Here is a 24,144-nt window from a genome sequence, read left to right on the forward strand (position 1 = left end):
CTTGAAGAGGCTTTCAAGAGATGCCCAAGCTCCTGAGCGGGGAGAACGCAACGCCCTGCCGGCTTGCAGAACCTCGAGCATCAAAAACTTCTCCAATCCTAAGATTAGACGGCGAGGGGGGGGTGGTGGAGGCGTGCATGCTGGCGAGCGGCGCCTTGACGCACGTCTAGACTGTTGCCTCCTTTTGGGAGCGATCAAGAGAATCTCGTGCTCTCTCCTGAAGGCGTGCCTCGACGGATGCCAGGGTGACGTAGGTGTTGCGCCCCTCGCGCCATCCCTCGAGCTGATAGGAGGACATGAGTTGGGTGACGCGGCCGGGGGTGACTCCAAGCATCCGCGCTGCCGTGCTTGCCGTGACTCTCTCTACGGTTTCACGACCAGCCTGGACGGCGAAAATCATGTTCGTTCCGCCGTATCTGGGGTCATTGCCATAGGTCGGTGCGGGAAGGGGCTTGTGATGCATATCGTGGTCCTCGAGGGTGAGTTTGAGCCAATCGACGACCATCCTGCAGAGCTCGTCGAAGTCCTTCCCCTGCGTTCCACCCCCTAAGTCATAAGGGAGTGCAAGATAGCCATCCTCGTTCATAACTATCTCGAACTCATAGGCACCGAATAGCATCGCAGCTCCCTTCGCTGTGGTCATCTGAGGTATGCCTCACGTAGAATTCTGTTGACGAGAAGATCTGGAATTTCTTGATGGCGAGGCACCATCACGCTCCCTGCGTCGGGGTGAGTGAACTTCTCGTGGTTGGCGCGCCGCCTGCTGACTGAAAGCCATTCGACGTGAGGGCCCTTATCAGATCTCTTCGTTTACCCATCTCGTCTCCTTATACTATAGTCATTTTAGTTTCAGCATCTAGTCTGGAGGCCAATTTGTTGTGAAGGGCGGGTCTTCATTTGTAATGCGGATGGGACTGAGCATAGTAGCGCAGGATGAATTGCCCCTGTTTGACGGCCGGCTTCCCGAAGCCTTACGCAGCAGCTCCTTATGGGTGGGCGGTGCCCCTGACTCGGCAAGAGGGCAGTTTCAAGACGTGAGCGGTCTCGGAGAGGGCCCGGGCGTCCGAGGAGTGTCTCAAGCGTACTGCTTGGTCTTACCTACGATTGATTCGCATCCTATCGGGGATTGGGGCACTTTTTTGATGCTCGGAGGTCTGCGGGCCAACGATGTGACGCGTTTTTCCAGGTCAGGAGTCCGAGTGTTTTCTCGAGAACGGCCTTGAGGGGCTCTGAATATCAAAAAAAAGCGCCCCAATACCGCAGCGAGGCGGGGGGAAGCGGCGAGAAAGGGGAACGCGAAGTGAGCGAGAAGGGCAAAGAGCGCAAGGAGCGACGCCACCCAGAAGGCCGCCCGTATGGCGTATGCTTGGCAGTCGACGATTCGTGCGGGGACGTGTCAAGGAGACGAGGCCATGTGGATTGAGTTCTGGGGCGCCTGCGCCCTGGCGTGCGCCCTGCTGTTCGCCCCCGGCTTCGTCGTCCTCAGGGCGCTGCGTGTCTCCGTCGCCCCTTCGTTCGCCCTGGCGCCCCTGCTCTCGATAGCCGCCTACGGAGTCATGGGCATGATCCTCGCGTGGGTGGGCGTTCCCGCCACGACCGCGACCGTCGCGCTTCCGCCGCTCGGAGCATCCCTCGTGCTGCTCGCGGTCCTCGCGCATCGCCGCCGCGACCCCGACCGCCGCGTCGGCGCGACAGCGGCGAAGGCCCCCGAGCTGTTCGTCTCCGGAGCCCACGAGCTGCCCATTTTCTGCCTCTACGTGGTCATGGGCGTCGCCGTGACGTGCGTGATGCTCGTCTCCAACCTCGACGGGCCCGCCTCGTTCATTCAGGCCTGGGACAACGTCGCCCACTTCAACCTCGTGCGCAGCATGTCCGAGTCGCATGTCTGGTCGACCCTCACGACGACGTACTACCCTGGCGTCGCCGCGGGCATCGACCCCTTCGCGAGCTCCACGGGATCCTACTACCCGGTGGCGTGGCACCTCGTCGCGGTCATGCTCGTCGACGCCCTGGGGGTTCCGGTCACGCTCGCGGCCAACGCGACCAACGTGGTGATCGTGGCCCTCGTCTACCCCTCCAGCGCCTACGCCCTGCTGCGGGTCGCGTTTCCCCGGCGCCAGCGCGTCGTCGCGTACGGGGCCCTGTGCTGCCTCGCCTTCGCCTCCTTTCCCTGGAACATGATCGTGCGCTGGACGCTCTACCCCAACCTCATGTCCTTCGCGCTGCTTCCGGCCGAGGCCGCGGCGCTCATGGCTGCGATCGGTCCGTCTCGCTCCGCGCGCACCCGTCTCATCGCCGCGTCCGTCTCCCTGTGCGGCGGGGTGACGCTCTTCCTGACGCAGCCCAACGCCGTCTTCTCCGTGGCCATCCTCCTGGTGCCCTACCTGGCCTGGCGGCTCTGGGAGCACCACGCGCCCGCCATCGGCGGTCGCAGGGCGCTCGGCTACGTCGCGCTCTTCCTGGGCCTGGCGGCGCTCGTCTGGGTGACGCTGTACCAGGCGCCCTTCATGCAGGCGGTGGTCCAGTACTTCTGGCAGCCCATGATGGGGCTCCACGATGCCGTCGAGGGCGTTCTCGACGCGTCCTTCGTGGGAGGCAAGTCGCAGAGCGCGCTCGCCCTCCTGCTGCTCCTGGGGGTCGTCGCGGGCTGCGTGCGTCCCTGCAACCGATGGCTGGTCGCCTCCTTCGCCTTCTCCGCGGTGCTGTTCGTGGTCGCCGTCTCGGGCGACGACGTCCCGCTCAAGCACCTCCTCGCGGGATTCTGGTACACCGACCCCTACCGCGTGGCGGCGATGACGGCCATCTACGCGGTGCCGCTCGCGTCCCTGGGGCTGCAGGTGACTGCCGACGGCGCGGGACGGGTGGTCTCGGCGCTGACCGACCGCCTCCTCGCGGGCAGGTTCCGCATCGCCCCCCAGCGCGTGGTGTCCATCGTCCTCGCGGCCCTGTTCGTCGTGGGCGTCTTTGGAGCCGCCGCCGCGGCCGCGCCGTGCACCGCGCAGGCCGGTGCGGACGACGATGCCGACGAGCTGGCGGCGATCTCACAGCAGATGGTCAACAAGAACTACGCCGGGGGGCGCGCAGGATACAACGCCGAGAAGAGCGCGTTCGTGGACCAGGTCCTCGCCCTCGTGGGCCCCGACGCGGTGGTGCTCAACGAGCCCTACGACGGCTCCGTCTACGCCTATGGCGTGAACGGTCTCAACGCCTACTATCGCTACATGTCCGGCTACGGCACGGGGGGAGAGACCCGTCAGAGCAGGTCGCTTCGCCTGGCGCTCTCCAAGCTCTGCGGCCTCTCGCGACCGGACGTCGCCTCGGCCCTCGCGCAGGACGACGTCCAGTACCTCATGATCCTGGACCAGTACGGGGACCTGGGCGGACAGTTCCCGCCCTATGAGCCCGCACAGTGGATCGGCATCGAGTCGGTCACCGACGAGACTCCCGGCTTCGAGGTGCTCCTGTCGCAGGGGCGCATGCGCCTGTACCGCATCGTGGGCACGCAGGGGACGGAGTAGGGTACGGTCCACCCTCCCGTGGGCCGCAAGCTCTGCCCCGCACCCCTGTGTTCAAATTACTTCATAATCTAAATATATTGAACATAGCGTATGCTGGAAGGCATGGATTTTCGGGCCGCGCGCCCGCGCGCCGTGCGCCCTCGTCGGGCCCCGGGGCAATCCGAAGGATGGAGACGCAGATGAAGAAGTATCAGGCGATACTCATGGCGGCGGGCGTGGGCAGCCGACTCTCGGCCCACACGCGCAAGCCCAAGAGCACCCTCGGCATAGACGACCAGGACGGCGAGACAATCATCGGGCACACGTGCCGGCAGCTCAGCGAGCGCGACTTCAAGATCAACGTCGTGGTGGGCTATCGCAAGGAGAGCGTCAAGGTGCAGCTCCGAGACTGGCCCGTCCGCTTCTACGAGAACCCCTTCTACCGCGTTACCAACTCGATCGGCTCGCTGTGGTTCGCGCGCGAGGCCCTCGTCCACGCCCAGGAGAGGGGCCAGGACGTGCTTCTGGCCAACGCGGATGTCTACTTTGGCGAGGACCTCGTCGACCGTCTCATGCTCTGCCCCGACGGACTCGTGATGTTCGGTGACTCGTCGCGCACCAAGGTGGGTGACTACTTCTTCAGGACCAACGACCAGGGCATGCTCGTGGGCAACGGCAAGGGGCTCGACGTCTCCGAGCGCACCTGCGAGTACGTGGGCATAGCCAAGGTGGCCAGCGAGATGCTCCCCTCCTTTATCGCCCAGCTCGACTACCTGATCTGGAACGGGAAGTTCGACATGTGGTGGGAGGACGCGTTCTACAGCTTCAAGGAGATGGCTCCCGTCAGGGTCCTGGACGCGGAGGGCTCCTTCTGGGGCGAGGTCGACACAATCGAGGACTACCAGCGCATCCTCGACCACACGGCGGGCGGTGAGGGGCGATGAACGCCATGACCCAAGGGACCGACAAGACCGACAAGACCGCGCTGCGTCCAGAGGTCCTCTTCACGGTGGGTCCCACCCAGATGTCCCCCCAGACCCTCGCGTGTGCGGGGCGTCAGGTGCCCTACTTCAGAAACCAGGCCTTCTCTGACGTGGTCCTGGAATGCGAGCGATTCGTCCTGGAGTTCGCGCACGCCCCCCAGGGCTCGCGGATGGTGCTCCTCACGGCGAGCGGAACCGGTGCCATGGAGGCCACGGTCACGAACTGCCTCGACGCGTCCGACCGGGCCCTCGTGATCGTGGGCGGCGGCTTCGGCAGACGCTTCTCGGCGCTGTGCGAGCGCCACGGGATAGCCCACGACGACCTCGAGCTGGATTCTGAGGAGGCGCTCACGCAGGAACGCCTAGCCGCCTTCGAGGGCGCGGGGCACACGGCCCTTCTGGTCAACCTCCACGAGACCTCGACCGGGCAGCTCTACGACCTGCCCATGCTCTCAGACTTTTGCCAGCGTAACCAGATGACACTCGTCGTGGACGCTATCAGCTCGTTTGCCGCAGACAGGATCGACATGGCCGCCTCCTGCATAGACGCACTCATCGTGAGCTCGCAGAAGGCGCTCGCGCTCGCCCCGGGGATCTCCCTCGTGCTGCTCTCGCCGCGCATGCTGGAGGAGCGCGTGGCGCGCATCACGTCGCCGACCCTCTACTTCGACTTCGCCGACTACCTCGTCAACGGCACGAGGGGCCAGACCCCCTTCACCCCTGCCGTGGGAATCGTCTACGAGCTGCTCGAGCGGCTGCGGCGTATCGATGCCTCAGGTGGGATTGACACGGAGGTCGCGCGCACCCGCACTTTAGCCAGGGACTTTCGCGGCCGCATCGCTGAGCTGAACGTGGGGGCGCCGAGCTTTCCGATGTCGAACGCCCTGACGCGCGTGATCTTGCCCAAGCCGGTGGCGGGCGAGACGGTCAGAGCGCTCGCGGAGGAGGGGCTCTTCGTGAACCCCTGCGGCGGTGTGCTCGGCGAGCGATGCTTTAGGGTGGCGCACATAGGCGACCTGAGTGAGAAGGACAACGCGCAGCTGGTCATAGCCCTTGGCGAAGTGCTGGAGAGCCTGGGAGCCTAGCGTCTCCGGCGGTTCTCGCGTCCCCCGCGCTCGTCCGCCTCGCGCAGCGCCTCGGTCTGCGTGAGGGTGGTGAGCTTCTTTTTGAGCGTCGTGATCTTCTGATCCTGCGTGAGCGTGCGCACGAGCAGAACGATGATGCCGCAGAAGAAGATGAAGTTCGAGGGAGAGCCAAATCCCAGCAGGTCAGAGGCCGCATAGGCAATGCCGGGAAAGACCGCGACCAAAAGCAGCGCAAGGGAGAGCCCCAGCCAGAAGATGGAGTCCACGATCTCGAGCCCGGCCTTCCTGATTCTGCGTATGACAACGACCAGGACGAGGACGGAGAAGACGAAGAGGGAGACTCTAAGCAGACCGGTCATGTGAGATCACCTGAACCACTGTGCGAGGAGGATGGACGTGCAGGCGCGCGCCATGTAGGAGACGGAGCGCGCGAGGCCGAGGTAGCTCTCGCCGGCCTGACGCTCGCGCATCTGCACTTGGACCTCGCGCACCTTTGCCCCGTGGCGCATGAGGTAGGCCACGGAGTCGGGCTCGGGCCCAAAGTCGAAGCGCCGCGCGAACTCCTGCATCATCCTCCGGTTGTACAGGCGCATGCCCGACGTGGGGTCGGTGAGGGTCTGGCCGGTGGTCAGGCGAATGATCACCGTGAGCAGGCGGGACCCGATCATGCGCGCCGAGAGGGACTTCTGCTCGTCCACGAACCTTGAGCCTATGACGATGTCCGCGCCCGCGCGGTCCATCTCGTCGACCATCTGGGCCACGTGGTCGGGAACGTGCTGTCCGTCTGCGTCGAACTGGATGACCGCGTCGTAGCCGTGGGCCAGGGCATACTTGACGCCGGTCTGGAAGCCCCCTGTGAGACCGAGGTTGGTGGGGTGGCTCACGAGGTTGTAGCCATGCTCGCGGCAGACGGCCTCGGTGGCGTCGGAGGAACCGTCGTTCACGATGAGGTAGTCGCAGCCGGTGCGGGCAGAGACGAACTCCTCGACCGTGGGCACGATCGACTCCTGCTCGTTGTACGCCGGGATTATCGCAAGTACGTTCATGGGGTCGGGGAACTCCTCGGGAAGTCGCGAGTCAATCCCACCTACTATAGCCAATTCTGCTGACGGAAAGCCGCCAGGGGGTTGCCTCTCGCGCCTACTCCACGACCTCGTCCGCCGCCTCCAGCTCCTCGGCCTTCCTGACGGCGAGCAGGTTGGCGAACGCCACGGCGCAGACTCCCGCGACGAGCTTTCCCACCAGCACCGGGACGATGAGCGAGGGCTGGAAGTTCGCCGTGAACGAGAGGTGGTCGCCAAAGAGGAACGCGGAGCACACGGCAAAGGCCAGGGTGATCACCTTGTCGCGGGCCTTGAGGTCCTTGACCATGGAGAGCAGGGCCAAGACGTTTGCCGAGCCGGCGAGCAGCCCCGCCGTGGCGTCCGAGGAGAGCCCCACGAGGCCGCCTACCTTGGCGAGCGGGCGTGCCAGGTAGCGCCTGATGAGATACACCATGGGGAAGGCGCCGCACAGCATCATGGCGATCGCGCCGGAGACCTCGAGCGCACGGAAGATGTCGGTCTCGTCGGCGATGATGGGCTCGAACCCGAACGAGCCGAACGCCGTGGTGAAGAAGCCGGTGAAGTACTCGATGACCACGAGCACGAACACGATCTTGAAGGCGGACTCCATCACGCGCCCGAACACGATGAACCCCTTGATCATGGCATCGGGCTTGAACTTCAGGCCCAGGGCCAGGGCGCCGCAGATGATGATTAGGGGGACGAGGTTGTGGGCTATCTGCGCGAAGCTGAGCGCGAGCTGGTAGGTCGCCGGCGCGTTCGTGGAGACCATCTCGCGGATCAGCGGGTGGGAGAGGGCGATGATGACGCTCGAGACCAGCACGCCTACCGGAATGGCAAGAAGCCCGCTCATGACGCCGAGGGCCAGATACTTCCGGTCGCGCTTCTCGAGCATCTTGAGGGCCACGGGGACGGTGAAGACGATGGTCGCGCCGGCCATGTAGCCGGTCATCATCGCCATGATCCAGCCCTCGCGTGTCTGGGCGAGGGCGTCGGCCAGTTGGTAGCCGCCCATGTCAACGGCAATGAAGGTGGTCGCCGCCATGGCCGGGTCCGCGCCGAGCGCCGCGTAGGCGGGGCCAAAGACCGAGGAGACGAACGCCGTCAGGTAGGGGGCCGAAGCCATGATGCCGGCCACGGGCAGGAATATGGGGCCAATCGAGTCGATGCCCTCCACGAACTGCTGCCCCAGCTCACTCTCCGGCCTAATGACCGAGGCGAGCGCCCCGACCAGCGCGCACGCCATGATGACGTACACGACGACGGTTCCGATTATCTCCATGCGTGAGTTCCCCTCGCTCGGACAGACAGGACTAGGACACGTGGGCCATCTGCGAATACAGCTCCAGGGCTGCGGTCGAGTACTCCTTCGTGGCTCGGTACCACAGGTACAGCCACTCGCCCACGGGGTCTCCCTTGGACTCCTTGTAGAGGGCCCACACGAACCAGTAGTAGGCGGAGAGCCCCACGTAGGCGAGGCAGTGCCGGTACTCCTGCGCCGTGGGCTCCCGGCCAAAGTACCGCGCGATCGCCTGGTCCGCCTCGGCGCGGTCGTAGTCGGAGCAGCAGATGAAGGTCCCCAGGTCGGAGGCATAGTCCGACATGGCGGAATACTCCCAGTCGATGAGGTACATCTCGTCGCCCCGCACCAGGAAGTTGGGACCGTAGAAGTCGTTGTGGCACAGGCACGCCGCGACGCCGTCGGCGCGGACGCACGCGCTCAGGCGCTCGGCCCGTCCCTTGAGCTTCTCGAAGTCGGGAAACGAGGGGTAGCGACGCTGGCCGAGCATGCGGACGAGCCCCTGTGCCTCCTCGTAGATGGCAAACGTCCACTCGGAGGACTCGCCGCTCGCATGAAGACGCCTGATGAGCTCCATGGCGTGGGCCACCTGGCCCTGGTCGTGGTAGTCGAACGGCTCGCAGCCGTCCACGAAGCGCGATATCTTCCAGCCCTTGTCGGGGTCCTGGTAGATGAAGGTGTCGTCGATGCCGAGCCTCTTTGCGACCGACTGCGAGTACGCCTCGCTCCTGCGGTTGATGATCTCCTCGGTTCCGGCGCCGGGGTGGCGGTACACGTAGGGGGTCGAGCCCACCGTGAAGCGGAAGGAGAGGTTGGTCAGCCCCTCCTTGATGGGGACGATGCCCTCCACGTCGTCGCGGGTGCAGTCGAGCGTGCGGCAGATGTTGTCGAGGATTTCGGAGTCCACGTTCTGCAGGAAGTCGTGGTCGAACTCCTTGAGGTCGGCCAGGGAGTCGAACTCGTAGATGACGCCCGGCTCGTAGGGGCGCAGCACCATAGAGAGGTCCTTGAGATGGTCGACGTAGATGTCCTCCCAGAGCTTCTGCGCGGTCTCGGGTCGGTCGTACTCCTGCTCGAGTATCTCAACGAAGCGCCGGGAGAAGCTCCGGTCGAAGTAGACGTGCCCGAGCATCCCGTAGCTGTCGGAGCCGCCCACGGTGACGTTGACGATGCGCCCGTTCGTGCCCGTGCCCATGCAGTACTCGTCGGTCGGTCCCGCGAAGTAGGTCCCGGAGTAGTAGGCCTCGTACACGTAGGGCTCGAACACGTTCTGGGTGAAGTAGTCGTCCGAGGAGCAGACGTAGGTGTTGCCCAGCTGCTCGCGCACAAGCATGAGCGTCGAGTTGTTGTTGCGCGCGGCGTACTCCTCGTTCACGCGTATCTTCACGCCCAGGAGGTCCTCCAGGTAGAAGAAGGCCTCCTTCATGTAGCCGACCACCACGGTGATGTCGGCGATGCCGGCGGCCTGGAGCTGGCGTATCTGGCGCTCGATCAGGACCTCGCCGCGCACCTTGAGCACGCCCTTGGGCCTCTCGTACGAGAGGGGAGCGAAGCGCGTGGAGAGGCCTGCGGCCATGATGACCGCGTTGTCGACCTTGTAGGGCGCAAGCGCGGCCAGCCCGTCAGACGTGACGCGGAAGCCGTCTGCAAGGCTTCGGTCCGACAGCGCGCGATACGTCTTGTTCACGAGCCCGAGCGAGAGCCCCGTCTTGTCCGCAAGGTCGCGCTGCGTGTGCGCGGACTCGCCCAACAGGGCGACGAGCACGTTGAACTCGTTGCGAGATAGTCCCATGAGAGTTCCCTTCGTCCAAGCATTCTGAAGGGAGTTTAAGCATTCTGACGTTTGAGTTCAACGGATAACATAATTTTTTTAGTGTGAACGGGGGTGGGGCGCGCGGAATCCGGGCGTCCCACCCCTGTCATCTCCCGGGCAAAGACAGCGTCGTTGCGTCCAGCCCCTAGTCGCTCACGATGGGCCAGGTCACACCTGTCTCGTGCCAGTTGCTCCAGTCGAGGACGTCGCCAGTTATCTCCCATCGCCTGATGGAGTCGTAGGTGTAGTTCTGGTCCACGAGGACCGAGGTCGCGTTGTAGTAGCGCGTGCGGGGCTCGTCGGGCACGTCGTAGACGGGGGTGCCCCAGGTGGAGGGGTCTCCGCCCATGGCGCCGACCAGGGTCGCGGAGAGGTCGGCGTGGCCCGTGGGCACTTCGGACACCTGCACGGGCGCGCGCGGGGCACCGGCAGGCTTGACCAGAAGTATGGGGCTCGTCACGTGGTCGATCTCGTCAGTCAGGTACCACTCGCCATGGTCTGCGGTGATCACGATGGTGGACTGGTCGTAGACGCCCAGCTCCTTGAGCTGCCGCAGGTACTCGCTCACGATCTTGAGAGAGCCCCTGCGTTGTTGCTCGGGCGAGGTCTGGTCCTCTCCCACGCGCTCGGCGTTCTCGTCCATGGTGAAGGGATAGTGAGCACCGGTCATGTGAATGACATGCAAGTCTCCGCTCTGCCCGCCGTCCTCGACCACGAGCCCTCGCGCCCGGAGCTCCTGATAGTACTCCGCGTCGTCCAGAAGCCAGGGCTTGTTGTCGAGGTTGTCGTCAGAGGGCATGATGGCGTCGTTGATCTCGTCTGTGTAGAACCAGAACCCGGGCTTGAGGACCCAGGGGAGGTCCCGGTAGAGGGAGCACCGGCCCAGGATGGCTATCGTGTCCCAGAAGTTGCCCGTGAAGTCGGGGATGGAGTGGACGTTGACGGTCTTCTGGGAGAGCGCGGTCATGCCGTTGGTGAGGTCGGAGCCGTAGACGCCCACGGAGTAGCCCAGGCGCCCCGCCTCGTCGAGCAGGTTGTCCTCTGCGTACCAGCTTCTAATCAGGGTGTTAGAGAAGGCTTTGTCATCCGGGGAGAGCGAGCGGCCCGTGAGGAGGCCCGCCATGGCGTAGCGCGTGGGAATCATCCGGCCCACCGAGTTGCGGTAGTAGGTGAAGCCCTCCATCTGGTCCAGCGCTCCGGGATCCTCCGCAAAGGCCTCATCGAGGTAGCGCGTGTCAAACGTGTCCAGTACGAAGACGATGACGTTGCTCTTCTCGGAGACGTCCATCATGCCCTGCATGGTGACGTAGGGCTTGCTGGAGCCCATGGTGCTGCCGTCGGCCGCGGGCTGGGACAGGAGCATCCCCAGCCCGATCCCCTGTGCCGCCACGAGGGTCACGGCGGCAAAGCTCGCCGCGCCCTTGAACGCGAGCGACTTGCGTAGCGAGACCAGCACGCAGAGCGCCACGATAGCAACCCACGCAAGGCCGCTCACCAGCGTGGCCTTGGTATAGGCGGACCAGTCCACCACGTTGCCGTCCGCAGGGGGGAGCCCACCGTTGAGCAGCATGACCTGCACGTAGGAGGAGATGCCCAGGGCCACCACCACGGCAAAGGCCACGTCAAAGGCGCGCCCGCGCAAGAGGCTCATGAGCAGAGAGAGGCCGATTACGCAGCAGACGGCAAAGACCGCCACGGGGCCCGCCACGTTGCCCACGCCAAAGAAGAGGCTGCTCGAGCTTCCCGCCACAATCTCCAGCGGGGCCACCACTCCCACCGTGAAGACGAGCAGCACGCTCGCCACGAGGGAAAAGACCAAGCGCGCCTTCCAGGCGAGCCTCTGGGGGCGCGGGTGCCCAAGAGATGTCGCATCGCGCGCGGCGTGGCGACCGGCCTCGGCGAGAAGCTCCTCGCGTCGCGGGTCGCTGGCGGCGACTTCCCGCACCGCAGGCTCGACGACCTTGTCGGCGTTCTCGTCGATCCTGAGGACGCGCAGCAGCACGCTCCGAACGCGCCGCCACACCACGCCCAGGAGCGCGGAGAGCGCCACGGCGACCCCGGCGAGCGCCTGAATGGTGTAGGTCATGACCGAGGGGTCGACGTACCCCCAGGCGGGCTCGGTGGTCGCCACGAGCGCGAGCGCGACCATCGCCGTGCCAAACAGGAGGTCGACCCCTGCGAGCAGCACACGTCTAGCGAGCCTCATGGATGCTCGCCCCCTCTCTTTTGGTCTGCTGCGAAAGGATCGAATCGAGCAGATAGTGACCAGCTATCTCCGCGCCCCGACCGGGGTTGAAGACAGTTTTCGAGCGCGCCCGCATGATGCGCTCGTTCCATTTTCGAGGGTCCTTCAGCATGTCCTCGACCATCTGAGGCAGCTGGTCGAGTCGCTTGGGGTCGAGCGAGACGCCCACCTCGTCTCTAAGGGTGATGTCGGTCGGCTCGATGCCGAGCCTCTCCCAGTTGGGGTTGCCGACCTTCATGGGGGTGTTAATACAGATGCAAGGTTTCAGGGTAGTAAAGGAGAACTCGCAGAAGATAGACGACCAGTCCGTGATCAGGACGTCGGCGTCGAAGATGGAGTCGCTCGTGCTGAAGTCCTGCTCGAAGGTGAGCTCCTCGTCCGTATGGGAGGAGTAGCGTGCGACTAGGGACTCCCAGCGAGCGCGATAGCGTTTCACGTACTCGGGGTGAGGTCGCACGATGACGTGGTAACCATGTCCAAGGAGGGGTCTGATGACCTCGTCGGCGCAGGAGTCGAGAATGCAGTCGTCCTGCCAGGAGGGCGCGAGGAGCACGATGGGGCGTTTGCTCTTTGGGCGCGCGCGCTGGGCATATTCGGCGATCTCGCGATCGAGGAGGTCGTATCCGCACTCCACGAGTTCCTTGGGCCTCAGATTCCGAAGTTCTTCGGCTCTGCGTATCTCCCTGACCTGGTGGGGGCCCACGCACAGCAGGGAGTCGTGGTTGTCGTAAGACTTCTCAAGTGCCGTGAGGTGCGTGCTCGTCATGTGGTGGAAGGTGAAGACGTACTTTGTGTCCTTCCTCACGTAGGAGCGCTTGAGGTAGAAGTTGTCCAGGTCCTCGAGCGTCGTGAGGACCACGTCGGCGTCCAGCTTCATCATGAGGGTGATGAGGCGTTTCTCGCCGATGTAGTAGGGGAAGATGCGGGGGTTCTCCTCGGCAATTCCGAAGATCTGGTCGTTTGGGTCGCCGGTTATGTAATGTATGCGCACGTCAGAGTTTGCCAGGAGCCATTCGAGAGCGCCCTGAAAGTACTTGTAGAAACCGCTTGACTCTGAGTAGACCACGAGGTGTTTGTCCACCGTCTCGAAGAAGCGCTTGTAGTCGGCCTTCTCCCGGCGGGCGAGCGGGTCCGGACGCCACCAGGGACCCCGGCGTGGCGAGAGCGCGTTGAGCTCGGCGAGTGCGGCCTGGCTGGCATGCAGATCGTCGTAGTCAACGTGGCGCTCGGGTCTTATGAGGAGGTTGCACAGGGCCTGCACCGCGATGGACATGAGGTTGGAGCAGACCCAGTAGAAGGCCATTCCAGCCGCCACGTAGATTCCCAGGACGAGCGAGAGCAGGATGGAGAGGCCGTTGGTGGAGTTCTTCTCCGCGCGGCTCTGCTCGCGCTGGAGAGGGTTGATGTGATTCTGCGCCACGCCCATGACCACGGCAGAGAGTGCTGCCAGAAGGGGCATGACCCACGAGAGCCCCCCGTCCTCCACGGGAATCAGACCCAAGAACTCGGTGCCGGGCGCGCCGCCGTCGGTGATGCCATGGATGACCTCGACGAGTCCGAAGAGGATGAGTATCTGGGCGGCAAGGGGGATGAGCGAGAGAAGCGGGTGGTAGTGATACTTCTTATTGAGCTCGTTTTGCTTCTCGCCTATGGTCTCTGTGTCACCGAAATACTTGACCTTAGCCCGATTGAGATCCGGCATGAGCCGTACCATCACGATGCTGTTCCACTGGCACCACAGGGAAAGTGGCATGAGCACGATCTTAATAATGACGGTGAACAGCAGGATGGCCATCCACCAGCTTCCCGTGAGGTCGTAGCAGGGTTGTACGACCAGCGAGAAGAGCTGAGCGAGCGCGTCGAGCATGCGAGGGGCTCCTTTTATGGGTGGGAACGACAAAGCAAGCGGATGAATTGTACCAGTGCCGCGGCACAGCGGACGTTCGCTCTCGCGCTAGCTGATTTTTGTGCTATGTCATGCATAAAAGTTAGACAGCACTTGAGGGAGCATGTCGCTACCGATAGAATATCTATCGTAGAAAACCGCAAGGGATTGCATTAATTTTTTAGATAGGTCTGACCATGATTAGCGAACGCCCTCGCTACCTGGAGAAGCTCATATCTGGCATGGGCACGGACCAGGTGAAGATCGGGGCACTGGTGACCACAGAGTCCACTTTATAGACGACTCGACGGGTGTGGCGACACGTAATCGCTGCTAGTCTGGTTTCTTTCCCAGAAGCGCTTTGAAATCCGTTGCTGCCGTGATGGCTCCGAGGATGATGACCAGCGCACAGACGACTCCTCGTGGCTCGGGGGGTACTCCCAGGAGGAGAAGCGAGAAGGGGATGGCCCAGGCTGAGTAGGTGATGTTGAGCGCCATGGCCCGCGACGCTCCGATTCGTGCGATTGCCTTGTAATAAAGAAGATACGAAACGGTGCCTGCAAGGGCTGCTAGCGCAATGACAGGCAGAGCCGAGCTGAAGACGATATCAAGAGCGCGCCCCCATCCTCCGAGCAGTGGAAGAATGACGAGTGCATAGGCCAGCGAGGAGGTTGTCTGACGAATCTGCATGGCGCACTCGTCGTCAATGCTTGCGTTGTGGAGTCCCCAGTCTATGATGACTGCTTCGGACCCCCAGCCAAAGACGCATATCAGGGCACCCACGATGCCCGTGGTCCAGTCCCCTGGTATGTTGGGGGCAGGGGAGTAGCCTAGATAGGCTACGCCGAGAATGCAGGCGAGGAGACCCGCCCACTGATAGGACTTCATGCGCTCTTTGAGGAACACGGTGGCGAGGAGAGCTCCAAAGGCGGGAAAGAAGGAGGATATCGCCGCCGTATAAGAGGCCCCGATGTTGTCGATGGCTATCACGTAGCCTGTCATGCCTATGGGTCCGCCGATGAGAGCCGCGCCAAGGATGACAAGCCCCTCGCGCGTGCGCAGCGCCCTGAGCGTTTGGGAGGCCTTTCTTTTGAGAAGCATGTAGGCAAGGGTGAAAAGTGCGGAACAAGCATCGTGCAGGAATGTGCTCGTAAAGGCGGCGAGCGCAACGGCTTGCGCGGAGGATGAGAATACCGAGCTTGAAAGAGCGATGCTTAGAATTACCGTGTCAAGGGCCCAGGTAAGAGCTGCTCCTATTCCGTAAGGCATGGCTTACTCCCCCTCTTCGTACCAGGTCAGTACACGGTCGACGTAATCAACCGCGTAGCTTTTGTAGATGCTCTCCCACTCGCCCACGCCAGCCCCCTCGGCGTCCTTCTCGAGAGCCCAGACGTACCAGCACCATCCACCAAGGACGACCATTGCCCAGAAGTGTCGACGCTCAAGGAAGGTAGGCGTTCCTCCAAAGTAGTAGGAGAGAGCCTCCTCGGCTTTACCTTCGTCGTATTGGCTGCATATGACGAAGGTGGCGAAGTCATTGCCCGGATCGGACATGCCCGCAAACTCCCAATCGATGACATCCATTCCGTTTTGCTCGTCGATGAGGAAGTTGAGGGGGAGATAGTCGTTGTGACTAAAGCAGGGAGGGTAGCCATCACCTGATGCATGCGCGCTGATTCGGGCGACCTTTTCGCGCAGCTCGTAATAGCCAGAGATGTTGATGGCACCATGGCCCTCGAGAAGGCTCTCGTAGCTGACCCCGTTTCCAAAGAAGTCAAATGTTGCATTGATGCGAGCTCCCGACTCGTGAAAGCTGCGGCAGAGCTCCATGGCACGCTTCACCTGAGTGGGATCGAGGGGGTCCAGATTCCGAGCGTTGCGCACGAACCGACAGATCTTCCAGCCCTGTTTGGAATCTTCGTATAGAAATGTCCGGTCTACGCCAAGACGGTGAGCGACCGTGTTCGCTTGCGTTTCGGCATCTCGGTCGATGAACTTATCCGTGCCTATTCCTGGATGACGGTAGACGTACTCCTGGCCGTTGACCGAAAAGCGGAACGAGAGGTTCGTGAGACCCTGGCTTACGGGGAGGAAACCATGGATGTCAGCCCGAAAGCAGCTGAGCACCTGTGTGATGTTGTCGAGAATAGGGGAGCTTACATGAGAGACAAACCCTGGCTCAAACTCCTCGAGCTCCTCGAGTGAGTTGAACTCATGGATGATGTCCGAGGAGTAACGTCTGATTTCCATATCAAGCGAAGAGAGGTTCTCGGCATAAATAGACTCCCACGGTTTGCTTTCGTTCTCGGACTGCATAAGGGCTTGGCCAAGAAGGGGAATAAAGCGTTCTGAAAAGGCCCGATCAAAGTAGGCATGCCCCTGCGTCACCCATGAGTCATGCCCACCTATGCTTGCTGAGACGATTCGTTCGCCCCCATCGGTGCCGAGGCACCACTCATCAGTGGATCCTTCGACATAGACAGAGGCATGATATGCCTTATACACGTAGCGTTCAAAGGGGTTGGCGGCGAAGTAGTCATCTGATGGGCAGAGATAGGTGTTGCCCAGCAGCTCCCGCGCAAGCCAGAGGGTCCAGCCATTGTCCCTTTCGGCATACTCATGGTTGACGAGCAGCTTTACCTCATATTTTGCGCTCAAATAGAAGAAGCACTCTTGCTTGTATCCTACGGCGATGGTGATATTCGTAATCCCGGCGGCCTGCAGCTGCTCGATCTGCCTCTCGATAAGAATCTCCCCGCGCACCTTGAGCAGTCCCTTGGGCTCCTCGTAGGAGATAGGCGCAAAGCGAGGGTAGAGGTCTGTTGCCAGTATGACGGCGCTATCCACACGATATGGCTCAAGCGCTTCGGCTCCCTTTTGGGTGACGCGTCCACTCGAGATAAATCCGTCGTGCGTGAGGGTGTCTAGAGTTTCTTCAACCATCTCAGGCGGGAGGTCCGTTGCGTGTGCCACCTGCGGGGCATGGAGTACAGGCTCATTCATCGTGAAGATACGCAGGACGTCAAACTCAGTTCTTGTTAGGGTCACAAGAGGCTCTTTTCTTTTGTACAGATTAAAATCTTGCGACGACGTCTTCTCGGGGGATTGACTCAAGACATGCCTCCTCGTACAGGGCAAGGACCTTGTCCAGATAGCGCTCGGCGTAGCGGAAGTAGATGTAGAGCCACTCGCCCACGAAGTCGCCCTCGGCCTCCTTGAGGAGGGACCAGAGGTACCAGCACCAGCCGGCCAGCTGGACGTGCGCGAGGTTGTGACGGGTCTCGGCGGCCGTGGGGGCGCGCCCGAAGTAGTCAGCCAGCGCTGCGAGGACCTCGTCCTCGTCGAGCTGGCAGCAGACGCAGAACGTGCCGAAGTCGTTCGCGTAGTCGCTCATGCCGGCGTACTCCCAGTCGATGAGGTAGTACGTGTCGTCCTCGTCGATGAGGAAGTTGAGCTCGAAGAAGTCGTTGTGGTTGAGACAGGTCGGCGCGTTGTCCGCCTTGACGCATCTCTCGAGTCGGTCGACCTTGGCCGCCATCTCCGCGTAGCCGGGGATATCGATGGGACCCCTCTCCAGGAGGAGACCCTCGTAGCGCTTGGCCTCCTCGTAGAAGTCGAAGTGATTCTCGACTTTGGCGCCGCTCTCGTGGAGCGAGCGCGCCATTCTCATGGCGTGGGCAACCTGAGAGGAATCTTTCGAGTCGAGGCCCCTGGCATGGGGGACGAACCGAGAGATCTTCCACCCCCGCGTCGGGTCCTCGTAGATGAACGTGTCGTCAAGTCCCAGGTTTTTTGCCGTCTTGAGTGCTGCGACCTCGCCCCTTCGATCTATGAGGAGCTCCGTGCCCACACCGGGATGGCGGTAGACGTATTCCCCCTCGCCGGTCGCGAAGTGGCATGAGAGGTTCGTTAGGCCCTGTTTGAGAGGGTAGACGTCATGAATCTCGTCCTTGGAGCAGCCGAGTACGCCTTCGATGTTGTCGAAGATATCGGAGTCGACGTTCTGCAGGAAGTGAGGGTCAAATACGCACAGCTCGTCGAGGGAGTCAAACTCGTTGATGGTCCCTTCCGGATAGGGGCGCACGACCATGTCGAGCTCGGTGAGGTGCTCGGCGAGAAGAGCCTCCCAGAGCTTGTCGAAGGTCTCAGGAAGATTGCACTCCGCATCGAGAATCTTGGTGAAGCGCTTGGAGAACGCTCGGTCAAAGTAGGCATGGCCGGTCATATACCAGGAGCCTCTGCCGCCCATGCTGACGGAGACAATCTGACCGCGGGCGCCTGCCTCCATGCACCATTCATCCGTTTGGCCCTCGGACCACTGGGCCGCGTAGTAAGCCTTCCAGACATAGGGCTCAAAAGGGTTTTGGGTGAAGTAGTCATCGGAGGAGCATACGTAGGTGTTGAGGAGCCGATTGCGCACGCACCATAGCGATGCGTTGTTGTTGTGCGAGGCGTATTTCTCGTTCACCACGATTGAGACGCCGTACTTGTCCTCGAGGTAGAAGAAGTACTCCTTCATGTAGCCCACCACTAGGGTGATGCTTGTGATCCCGGCAGTCTGCAGCTGCTCGATCTGCCTCTCGATGAGAATCTCCCCGCGTACCTTGAGCAGCCCCTTGGGCTTCTCGTAGGAGATAGGCGCAAAGCGAGAGGAGAGCCCCGCCGCCAGTATGACGGCGTTGTCCACCTTGTAGGGAAGCAGGGCCTCCAGTCCCGCCGGCGTGAGGCGGCCCGCGGCGACGAGCCCCATGCCCTCGAGCTCGCCTATGGCGGCGCTCACGCTCCCGAGTGAGAGCGCCGCCCACTTCGCAATACTGCGTTGGCGCGCTTCGGGCGAAGCGCGCAGGACGTCAAGAACAGAGAACTGCTTCTTGGTAAGATTCGTTCCGGCTCCCTTCATGTTTCTGAAGAGAGTTTAGGTAATCTGAAAGAAGTGTTCAAGAATAATGAAGTAATCTTAAAAATGAACACAACAAGAGGATGGAGCTAACAATAAGGAAGGGTGCGTAGGAGTAAGGTTAACTAGTTTAGTAGGTAACTAATTCGATTAGTCCAATAGGGAGTGCTTCAGCGTGAGACCCATACCTTCCGAAGAGATTCAGCCCTTGCTTCTTGGGGTTTTAAGGGCGTTTGCACGCTACTGTAACGCTCATGGGCTGCGTTATTTCTTGGACTACGGGACCCTTTTGGGTGCTGTGCGCCATAAGGGCTTCATCCCCTGGGATGACGACGTTGACGTCTCCATGCTTCGAGATGACTACAAGCAGCTCCTGGCGCTAGCGCATGAGTCACCCTATCTTGACACAGAAAAGAAGTATCGAATTCTGCTTCCCGCTGAGCTTCCGAATTTCTATCCTTTTGTCAAGGTCGTGGACGAATCCACACTTGCGTACGAGAAGAACATCAAGCGAGAATATGCTCTGGGTATCTGGCTGGACGTGTTCTGTCTCGTGCACTGCCCCGATGATGCCCAGGCATCCGCGCAGCTATTCTCGCAGCACCATCGATACAAGAAGATGAATGAGCTAGTCGTCTGCGGTAACGCCGTGGGCTCCAGACAAAAAATTCTCTATCCCTTTGCATCGGCGGCGGGCGCGGCTCTTCGACTCGTGGGCAGGGATAGTGAACACTGGGCGCAACGCATGATTGGACTCGTAGAGGGTGCACCGTCCACGGGAGACGCGGTGGGCCAGCTGTCGTGGCCCGATTGTTTTGAGACCGACGTCTTCCCATCGTCATGGTGGGATGATGTGGTGGAGCTCGAGTTCGAGGGGGAGCGTTTCACGGTGCCTCGTGCCTATCATGAGGTGCTTCAGAAGCACTATGGTGACTACATGGAACTGCCCCCGGAGAAGGACCGTGTCCGCCATGATTTTGAGGCGTACTATCGAGGAGAACGTACGGCCTAAAAAAGGACGGAATCATACGAGGGGCGCTTGATGGCAAAGACCATGACGATTTTCACCCCAACGTACAATCGGGGCTACATCATCGGGGAGCTCTACCAAAGCCTTCTCGCTCAGACCAGCCAGGACTTCTGCTGGCTGGTCGTTGATGACGGATCCACCGACGATACGGCATCCGTTATCTCCGGATTCATTGAAGAGGGCAGACTGGAAATCACGTACCTCCACCAGGAGAACGGTGGCAAGCAGCGGGCCCACAACACGGGCGTAGCCGCCTGTGCGACGGAACTGTTCTTCTGCGTTGACTCGGATGATACGCTCGTTTCCTCGGCCGTACAGGATGTCCTCGAGCTGTGGGGCAGATGTCGTGAGGATTCCTCCCTTGCGGGCGTCATCGCCATGAGGGGGCGTTCCGTAAAGGAGCCCATGGGCACCTGGTTTCCCAAGGGGCTCACAAGGACGACCATGTGGGATCTCTACTACAAGTGGCATCACAGGGGGGATACGGCCCCAATCTACCGAACGGAACTGTTGCGGGCGTTTCCCTACGTCGTAGAGCCGAGCGAGAAGTTCATCGGTGAGACGTACGTCTACCATCAGATCGATCAGCACTACGAGCTCGCCGTGCTCGACAAGATTATCTGGATCTGCGAGTACCTACCCGACGGCTACACATCGCACGTGCGCCAGGTTACGCGCGAGAACCCCCGGGGCTACATGCGTCTGAAGCGCCTGTTCCTGGACTATTCGGACACCTTCCGCCTCAAAGCGGAGAACACCAGCCTCTACCTGGTGGGAGCTTACTTTGCAGGCTGCTTCGACGAGGCCTATCGGGGACTTCCTAATAAGCCCTTGGCCACGCTCTGTGCCCCCCTCGCGTTCTTGCTCGCAAAGACTGTGTATCGTTCCCGCTAGAGGTTGGCGAAAGTGATGCTTTTTCGGCGGGCGATGCCAGCCATGCCTGATGGCCGCAGTCCATACCGTATGATTTGATATTCAAGTGTTCAAAGAGGGGATAGCAATCTTGCGGAGTGCACATGGGCGATGAGAAGAAGGAGTCTCTGTCAATTCGACAGAACATGCTTTGGAATTCGGTGGGGTCGCTTTCCAATCTTGTCTGTCAGTGGGCCATCACCGTCCTCATCGTAAGGCTTTCGACGACGTATGACTCTGCGGGCATCTACTCGCTGGCCATGTCGGTGTATGGCATCTTTGCCCCCCTTGCTCAATATCGGACTTACACATATCAGATCTCTGACGTGCGTGGCGAGCACACCGTCGGGGAGTACCTTGCGTTCAGGCTTATCACCTGCCTCGGAGCACTGGTTCTGACCATGGGCTACGCCGTGGCTACCTGCCGTCCTAATGCGCTCCCCGCGATTTTGCTCTATGCGCTCTACAAACTGTCAGGTCTTGTCATTGACGTCTTCCATGCGAGCGACCAGCAGTTCCACCGTATGGATTACATCGGAAAGTCCCTCTTCGCTCAAGGAGTCTCCTCGCTCGCGGTATTCATCCTTGCGTACCCACTTACCCAAAGCCTCGAGGCTACTATTTTCCTGATGATGGTGACAACAGTTCTAATCGGTGTATTTTACGATTACCCTCGTACCAATTTGCTTGTGCCCGTTACGCTGGGCATTACCAAAAAGAGGGCTGCACGCCTTCTCGTCCGCTGTGCGCCCATTGTCATTGCTGGCGTAGCCGCCTCGGCGGCGCCTTCCCTTCCACGTCAGTATCTCTCGACTAGCATGGGAGACTCCGCCCTAGGTATCTATGCCTCGGTTGCCGCGCCCGTCGCTATTATTCAGATGGGAGCCTCATACATTTACAACCCACTCCTCGGCTATCTCTCCGAAGCGTATGACAAGCGCGATCGCGCACAGTTTATGCGGCTTCTGATCACCACGCTGGGAGGTATTGCGACAGTGGCCCTCGTCTGTGCTCTAGGGCTCGAGTTTCTGGGTGCCCCGCTCCTGAGGTTGGTCTACGGAGAGAGCATTGTCGGCTACGTCTACCTTCTCCAACCCCTGGTGCTATGTGCGGCAATCACAGGGATCATGTGGTTCTCGAACGACCTGCTTATCTCGCTTAGAAACTTCCGGTGCACATTCGTGGGGAGCCTGATTGCGCTTGTGGTCTCGCTTTTGGTGATGGCGCCGAGCGTGGGCGCGTGGGGTATGAATGGCGTCACGCTCACCAACGCACTTTCCTGCATTGCGGGAACTGTGTTCATGATGGTCTGTCTGCTCATTCAACTCAAGGGTCATTTTGTGACATCAGAGAAGCGGAGTTCTGACGGAGGGGAAGCGAAGTGAACCAAGAGACCGCGCTCAAGAAACTTCAGGACACCGAGCTTGAGATACTCCTTGTCATACGAGACTTCTGCCGCGAGCGGGGCATCATGTGGCTCCTCGACTCCGGGACCGTGTTGGGGGCGGTTCGCCACGGGGGCTTCATCCCCTGGGATGACGACATAGACATAGCCATGCCTCGCGCTGACTATGATCGCTTCCTCGAGCTGGCAGCCAAGGGTCTGCCCACGGGCTACTCTCTGCACACCTTTGAGAACACGCCGGGCTATGCAGGCTTCTTCGCCAAGGTATACAAGGATGGTACGCGCTTCGAGACGGACGAGACGCGCGAGGCAGGATGCCCCCAGGGCATATTCGTCGACGTGTTCTGCTGGGACCGCGCGGCGTTCGATCCCAAGGAGCTCTCCGATCAGATCGACAACGCGCGCAAATGGCAGCGCCTTTCATATCTTTATCACTCTGGGATCATAACGGTGCCCCACAAGGGCCTTCTAGGTGCTGCTGAGCGCCTGGGATGTCAGATTGCTCATGGGTTCGTGGGGCTTGGCGTACAAGATCGCTCCGAGCTTCTGCGGAGCTACGAGCACTCTGTGATTCGCGACGAGGATAGGCTTTCGAACCTCGTGATGAACCTCTCTTGGACATCTTGGCCCCCCCCTTTCTCCGGAAATTCTCTTCCCAACTTCTTCTGTGAGCTTCGAGGGTTATGAATTCCCTGCTCCCGGACAGGCGAAGCGCTATCTGGAGCTTGCGTACGGGGACTGGCAGACCCTTCCCAAATCCGATGACCGTCACACGCATCTACCGCGTCTTCTGGACTTTGGCGATGGTAACGTTTGGAAGCAGGAAGGCTAGGAGTGCCACAGAAGAAGTCATACGCTCTCTTCTCGGCTCAATATCCTCCGCACCTAGGGGGTATCGAGACCTTCACGGAGCATCTCGCCCAGGCTCTCGTGGCTCAGGGCGCTGACGTCACGGTGGTGACCAACGACACCAACGGTGTGGGCGCGGGAATCACATGCGAGAGGGGAGTGGAGGTCATCCGACTTCCGTGTGCTCCCCTCATAGGCGGAAGATTCCCCCTGCATGTGCACAATCGGGTGTTTCGCGACCTGGACGCCCAGATCCGCGTGCGTCGCTGGGATGGGGTGCTCGCTAACGCTCGCTTCTACCCGCACTCCCTCTATGGCATGAAGCTGGCGCGCTCAGTAGGAGTGAGGCCCGTGCTACTTGACCATGGTTCCGCATACCTTTCGTTTAGCAATCCCGTTCTTGATCCGTTTGTAAGAGTCTATGAGCGTGGTGTCACGGCTTGGGGGAAAAGACGCTACGATCCGGCCTACTATGGCATTTCCTCCAAGAGCGTCGAATGGCTCAAGAAATTTGGCATTGAGGCTAAGGGTGTCATAGGCAACTCGATTGACGCGCGAGCCTATCGGGAGAGTTCCTCGGTGAGGGATTTCAGGGGAGAGCTCGACCTCGAGGACAGCTTCGTCGTAGCCAGCGTGGGAAGGCTTATCCCCGAGAAGGGCATTGCCGCCCTAATAGAGGCGAGCAGGTCACTCGAGCTGAGGGCTCGCGGAGTTGTTTTTGTCCTGGCCGGTGACGGCCCTATGGCAGATGGGGTAAGGATGGCCCAGGGAGAGGGACTGCGCTGGGTGGGTAGGCTTGAGTCCCCTGACGTCTCTGCGCTCCTGCAGCAGGCGGACGTTATGTGCCTTCCGACGCGCTCTGAGGGATTTTCTACGACACTGCTTGAGGCCTCGGCCTGCGGGTGTCCCTCGATCGTGACTGACGTTGGGGGTGCGCGAGAGCTTATCCCAGACGAGAGCTACGGCACGATCCTGGAGTCCGCCTCGTCGGCTGGTGTTACCAGGGCAATCGCCAGGCTTTTTGACCATCCAAATGCTGTCGCTGAGCAGCGGATCAACTGCGGGAGGCGGGCCGAAGATCTCTTCTCGTGGGAGGCCACGGCACAGTCGCTGATGCGGGTGTGGGAGGACCTGGCAGAGCGCCCCCCTAAGGGAGAATAGGCTGCATATGCTGGGTAC

19 protein-coding genes are annotated in these 24,144 nt (G+C 61.1%); 8 read left to right on the plus strand and 11 right to left on the minus strand.

Annotated features, from left to right (window positions below):
* Nucleotides 1-166: 166 nt before the first annotated feature.
* Entirely contained in the window at nt 167-643 is a 477-nt protein-coding gene (locus INP52_RS04065) for a MerR family transcriptional regulator (RefSeq protein ID WP_194372633.1), read from the minus strand.
* Nucleotides 640-714 carry a hypothetical protein gene (locus INP52_RS10135; protein WP_408647699.1) on the minus strand — a complete coding sequence of 25 codons (75 nt, stop codon included), beginning with the start codon at nt 712-714 and terminating at the stop codon, nt 640-642. Before INP52_RS10135 ends, INP52_RS04065 begins: the two co-directional genes overlap by 4 nt.
* Nucleotides 715-1,412: 698 nt before the next feature.
* Here INP52_RS10135 and INP52_RS04070 point away from each other — a divergent pair.
* The 3 genes from INP52_RS04070 (at nt 1,413) to INP52_RS04080 (ending at nt 5,565) form a co-directional block, all read left to right on the plus strand.
* Nucleotides 1,413-3,518: a DUF6541 family protein gene (locus INP52_RS04070; protein ID WP_194372635.1), complete on the plus strand. Its 2,106-nt coding sequence runs from the start codon at nt 1,413-1,415 to the stop codon at nt 3,516-3,518.
* A 179-nt stretch (nt 3,519-3,697) separates the two neighbouring features.
* Nucleotides 3,698-4,441: a phosphocholine cytidylyltransferase family protein gene (locus INP52_RS04075; RefSeq protein WP_194372636.1), complete on the plus strand. Its 744-nt coding sequence runs from the start codon at nt 3,698-3,700 to the stop codon at nt 4,439-4,441.
* A gap of 5 nt (nt 4,442-4,446) precedes the next feature.
* Entirely contained in the window at nt 4,447-5,565 is a 1,119-nt protein-coding gene (locus tag INP52_RS04080) for a pyridoxal-phosphate-dependent aminotransferase family protein (protein ID WP_194372637.1), read from the plus strand.
* Here the strand turns inward: INP52_RS04080 and INP52_RS04085 are convergent.
* The 9 genes from INP52_RS04085 to INP52_RS04125 all read right to left on the minus strand — a co-directional run bounded on the left by INP52_RS04085 (nt 5,562) and on the right by INP52_RS04125 (nt 18,772).
* Nucleotides 5,562-5,924 carry a DUF2304 domain-containing protein gene (locus tag INP52_RS04085; protein ID WP_194372638.1) on the minus strand — a complete coding sequence of 121 codons (363 nt, stop codon included), beginning with the start codon at nt 5,922-5,924 and terminating at the stop codon, nt 5,562-5,564. The genes INP52_RS04080 and INP52_RS04085 overlap by 4 nt on opposite strands.
* A gap of 6 nt (nt 5,925-5,930) precedes the next feature.
* Nucleotides 5,931-6,611 (minus strand): glycosyltransferase family 2 protein, encoded by a 681-nt coding sequence (locus INP52_RS04090; RefSeq protein WP_194372639.1) that lies wholly within the window; start codon nt 6,609-6,611, stop codon nt 5,931-5,933.
* Nucleotides 6,612-6,705: 94 nt separating this feature from the next.
* Complete coding sequence (gene eutH, locus INP52_RS04095) at nt 6,706-7,911, minus strand: ethanolamine utilization protein EutH (RefSeq protein WP_194372640.1); 1,206 nt, start codon at nt 7,909-7,911, stop codon at nt 6,706-6,708.
* Nucleotides 7,912-7,942: 31 nt separating this feature from the next.
* Entirely contained in the window at nt 7,943-9,721 is a 1,779-nt protein-coding gene (locus tag INP52_RS04100; RefSeq protein ID WP_194372641.1) for a phosphotransferase, read from the minus strand.
* Between the two features lie 166 nt (nt 9,722-9,887).
* Nucleotides 9,888-11,948, minus strand: coding sequence for an alkaline phosphatase family protein (locus INP52_RS04105; RefSeq protein WP_194372642.1), 2,061 nt, complete (start codon nt 11,946-11,948; stop codon nt 9,888-9,890).
* The gene (locus tag INP52_RS04110) at nt 11,935-13,854 is read right to left on the minus strand and encodes a YidC/Oxa1 family membrane protein insertase (RefSeq protein WP_194372644.1); all 1,920 of its coding nucleotides are present in this window, start codon (nt 13,852-13,854) and stop codon (nt 11,935-11,937) included. The genes INP52_RS04105 and INP52_RS04110 overlap by 14 nt, the downstream gene beginning before the upstream one ends.
* 351 nt (nt 13,855-14,205) lie before the next feature.
* Nucleotides 14,206-15,141, minus strand: coding sequence for a DMT family transporter (locus INP52_RS04115; protein WP_194372646.1), 936 nt, complete (start codon nt 15,139-15,141; stop codon nt 14,206-14,208).
* A 3-nt stretch (nt 15,142-15,144) separates the two neighbouring features.
* The gene (locus INP52_RS04120; protein ID WP_228478415.1) at nt 15,145-16,986 is read right to left on the minus strand and encodes a phosphotransferase; all 1,842 of its coding nucleotides are present in this window, start codon (nt 16,984-16,986) and stop codon (nt 15,145-15,147) included.
* Complete coding sequence (locus INP52_RS04125; RefSeq protein ID WP_194372648.1) at nt 16,946-18,772, minus strand: phosphotransferase; 1,827 nt, start codon at nt 18,770-18,772, stop codon at nt 16,946-16,948. Before INP52_RS04125 ends, INP52_RS04120 begins: the two co-directional genes overlap by 41 nt.
* A 172-nt stretch (nt 18,773-18,944) precedes the next feature.
* Between INP52_RS04125 and INP52_RS04130 the strand changes: the two genes are divergently transcribed.
* The 5 genes from INP52_RS04130 to INP52_RS04150 all read left to right on the plus strand — a co-directional run bounded on the left by INP52_RS04130 (nt 18,945) and on the right by INP52_RS04150 (nt 24,126).
* Entirely contained in the window at nt 18,945-19,781 is an 837-nt protein-coding gene (locus tag INP52_RS04130; RefSeq protein ID WP_194372650.1) for a LicD family protein, read from the plus strand.
* Nucleotides 19,782-19,811: 30 nt separating this feature from the next.
* Nucleotides 19,812-20,693 (plus strand): glycosyltransferase family 2 protein, encoded by an 882-nt coding sequence (locus INP52_RS04135; protein ID WP_194372652.1) that lies wholly within the window; start codon nt 19,812-19,814, stop codon nt 20,691-20,693.
* Nucleotides 20,694-20,815: 122 nt separating this feature from the next.
* Nucleotides 20,816-22,096 carry a lipopolysaccharide biosynthesis protein gene (locus tag INP52_RS04140; protein WP_194372654.1) on the plus strand — a complete coding sequence of 427 codons (1,281 nt, stop codon included), beginning with the start codon at nt 20,816-20,818 and terminating at the stop codon, nt 22,094-22,096.
* Nucleotides 22,093-22,803, plus strand: coding sequence for a LicD family protein (locus INP52_RS04145; RefSeq protein ID WP_228478416.1), 711 nt, complete (start codon nt 22,093-22,095; stop codon nt 22,801-22,803). Before INP52_RS04140 ends, INP52_RS04145 begins: the two co-directional genes overlap by 4 nt.
* Nucleotides 22,804-22,950: 147 nt before the next feature.
* Nucleotides 22,951-24,126, plus strand: a complete 1,176-nt coding sequence (locus INP52_RS04150; protein ID WP_194372656.1) for a glycosyltransferase family 4 protein — start codon at nt 22,951-22,953, stop codon at nt 24,124-24,126.
* Nucleotides 24,127-24,144 lie beyond the last annotated feature (18 nt).

The sequence above is a fragment of the Thermophilibacter immobilis genome (genome assembly GCF_015277515.1).
GTDB lineage: Bacteria > Actinomycetota > Coriobacteriia > Coriobacteriales > Atopobiaceae > Thermophilibacter > Thermophilibacter immobilis.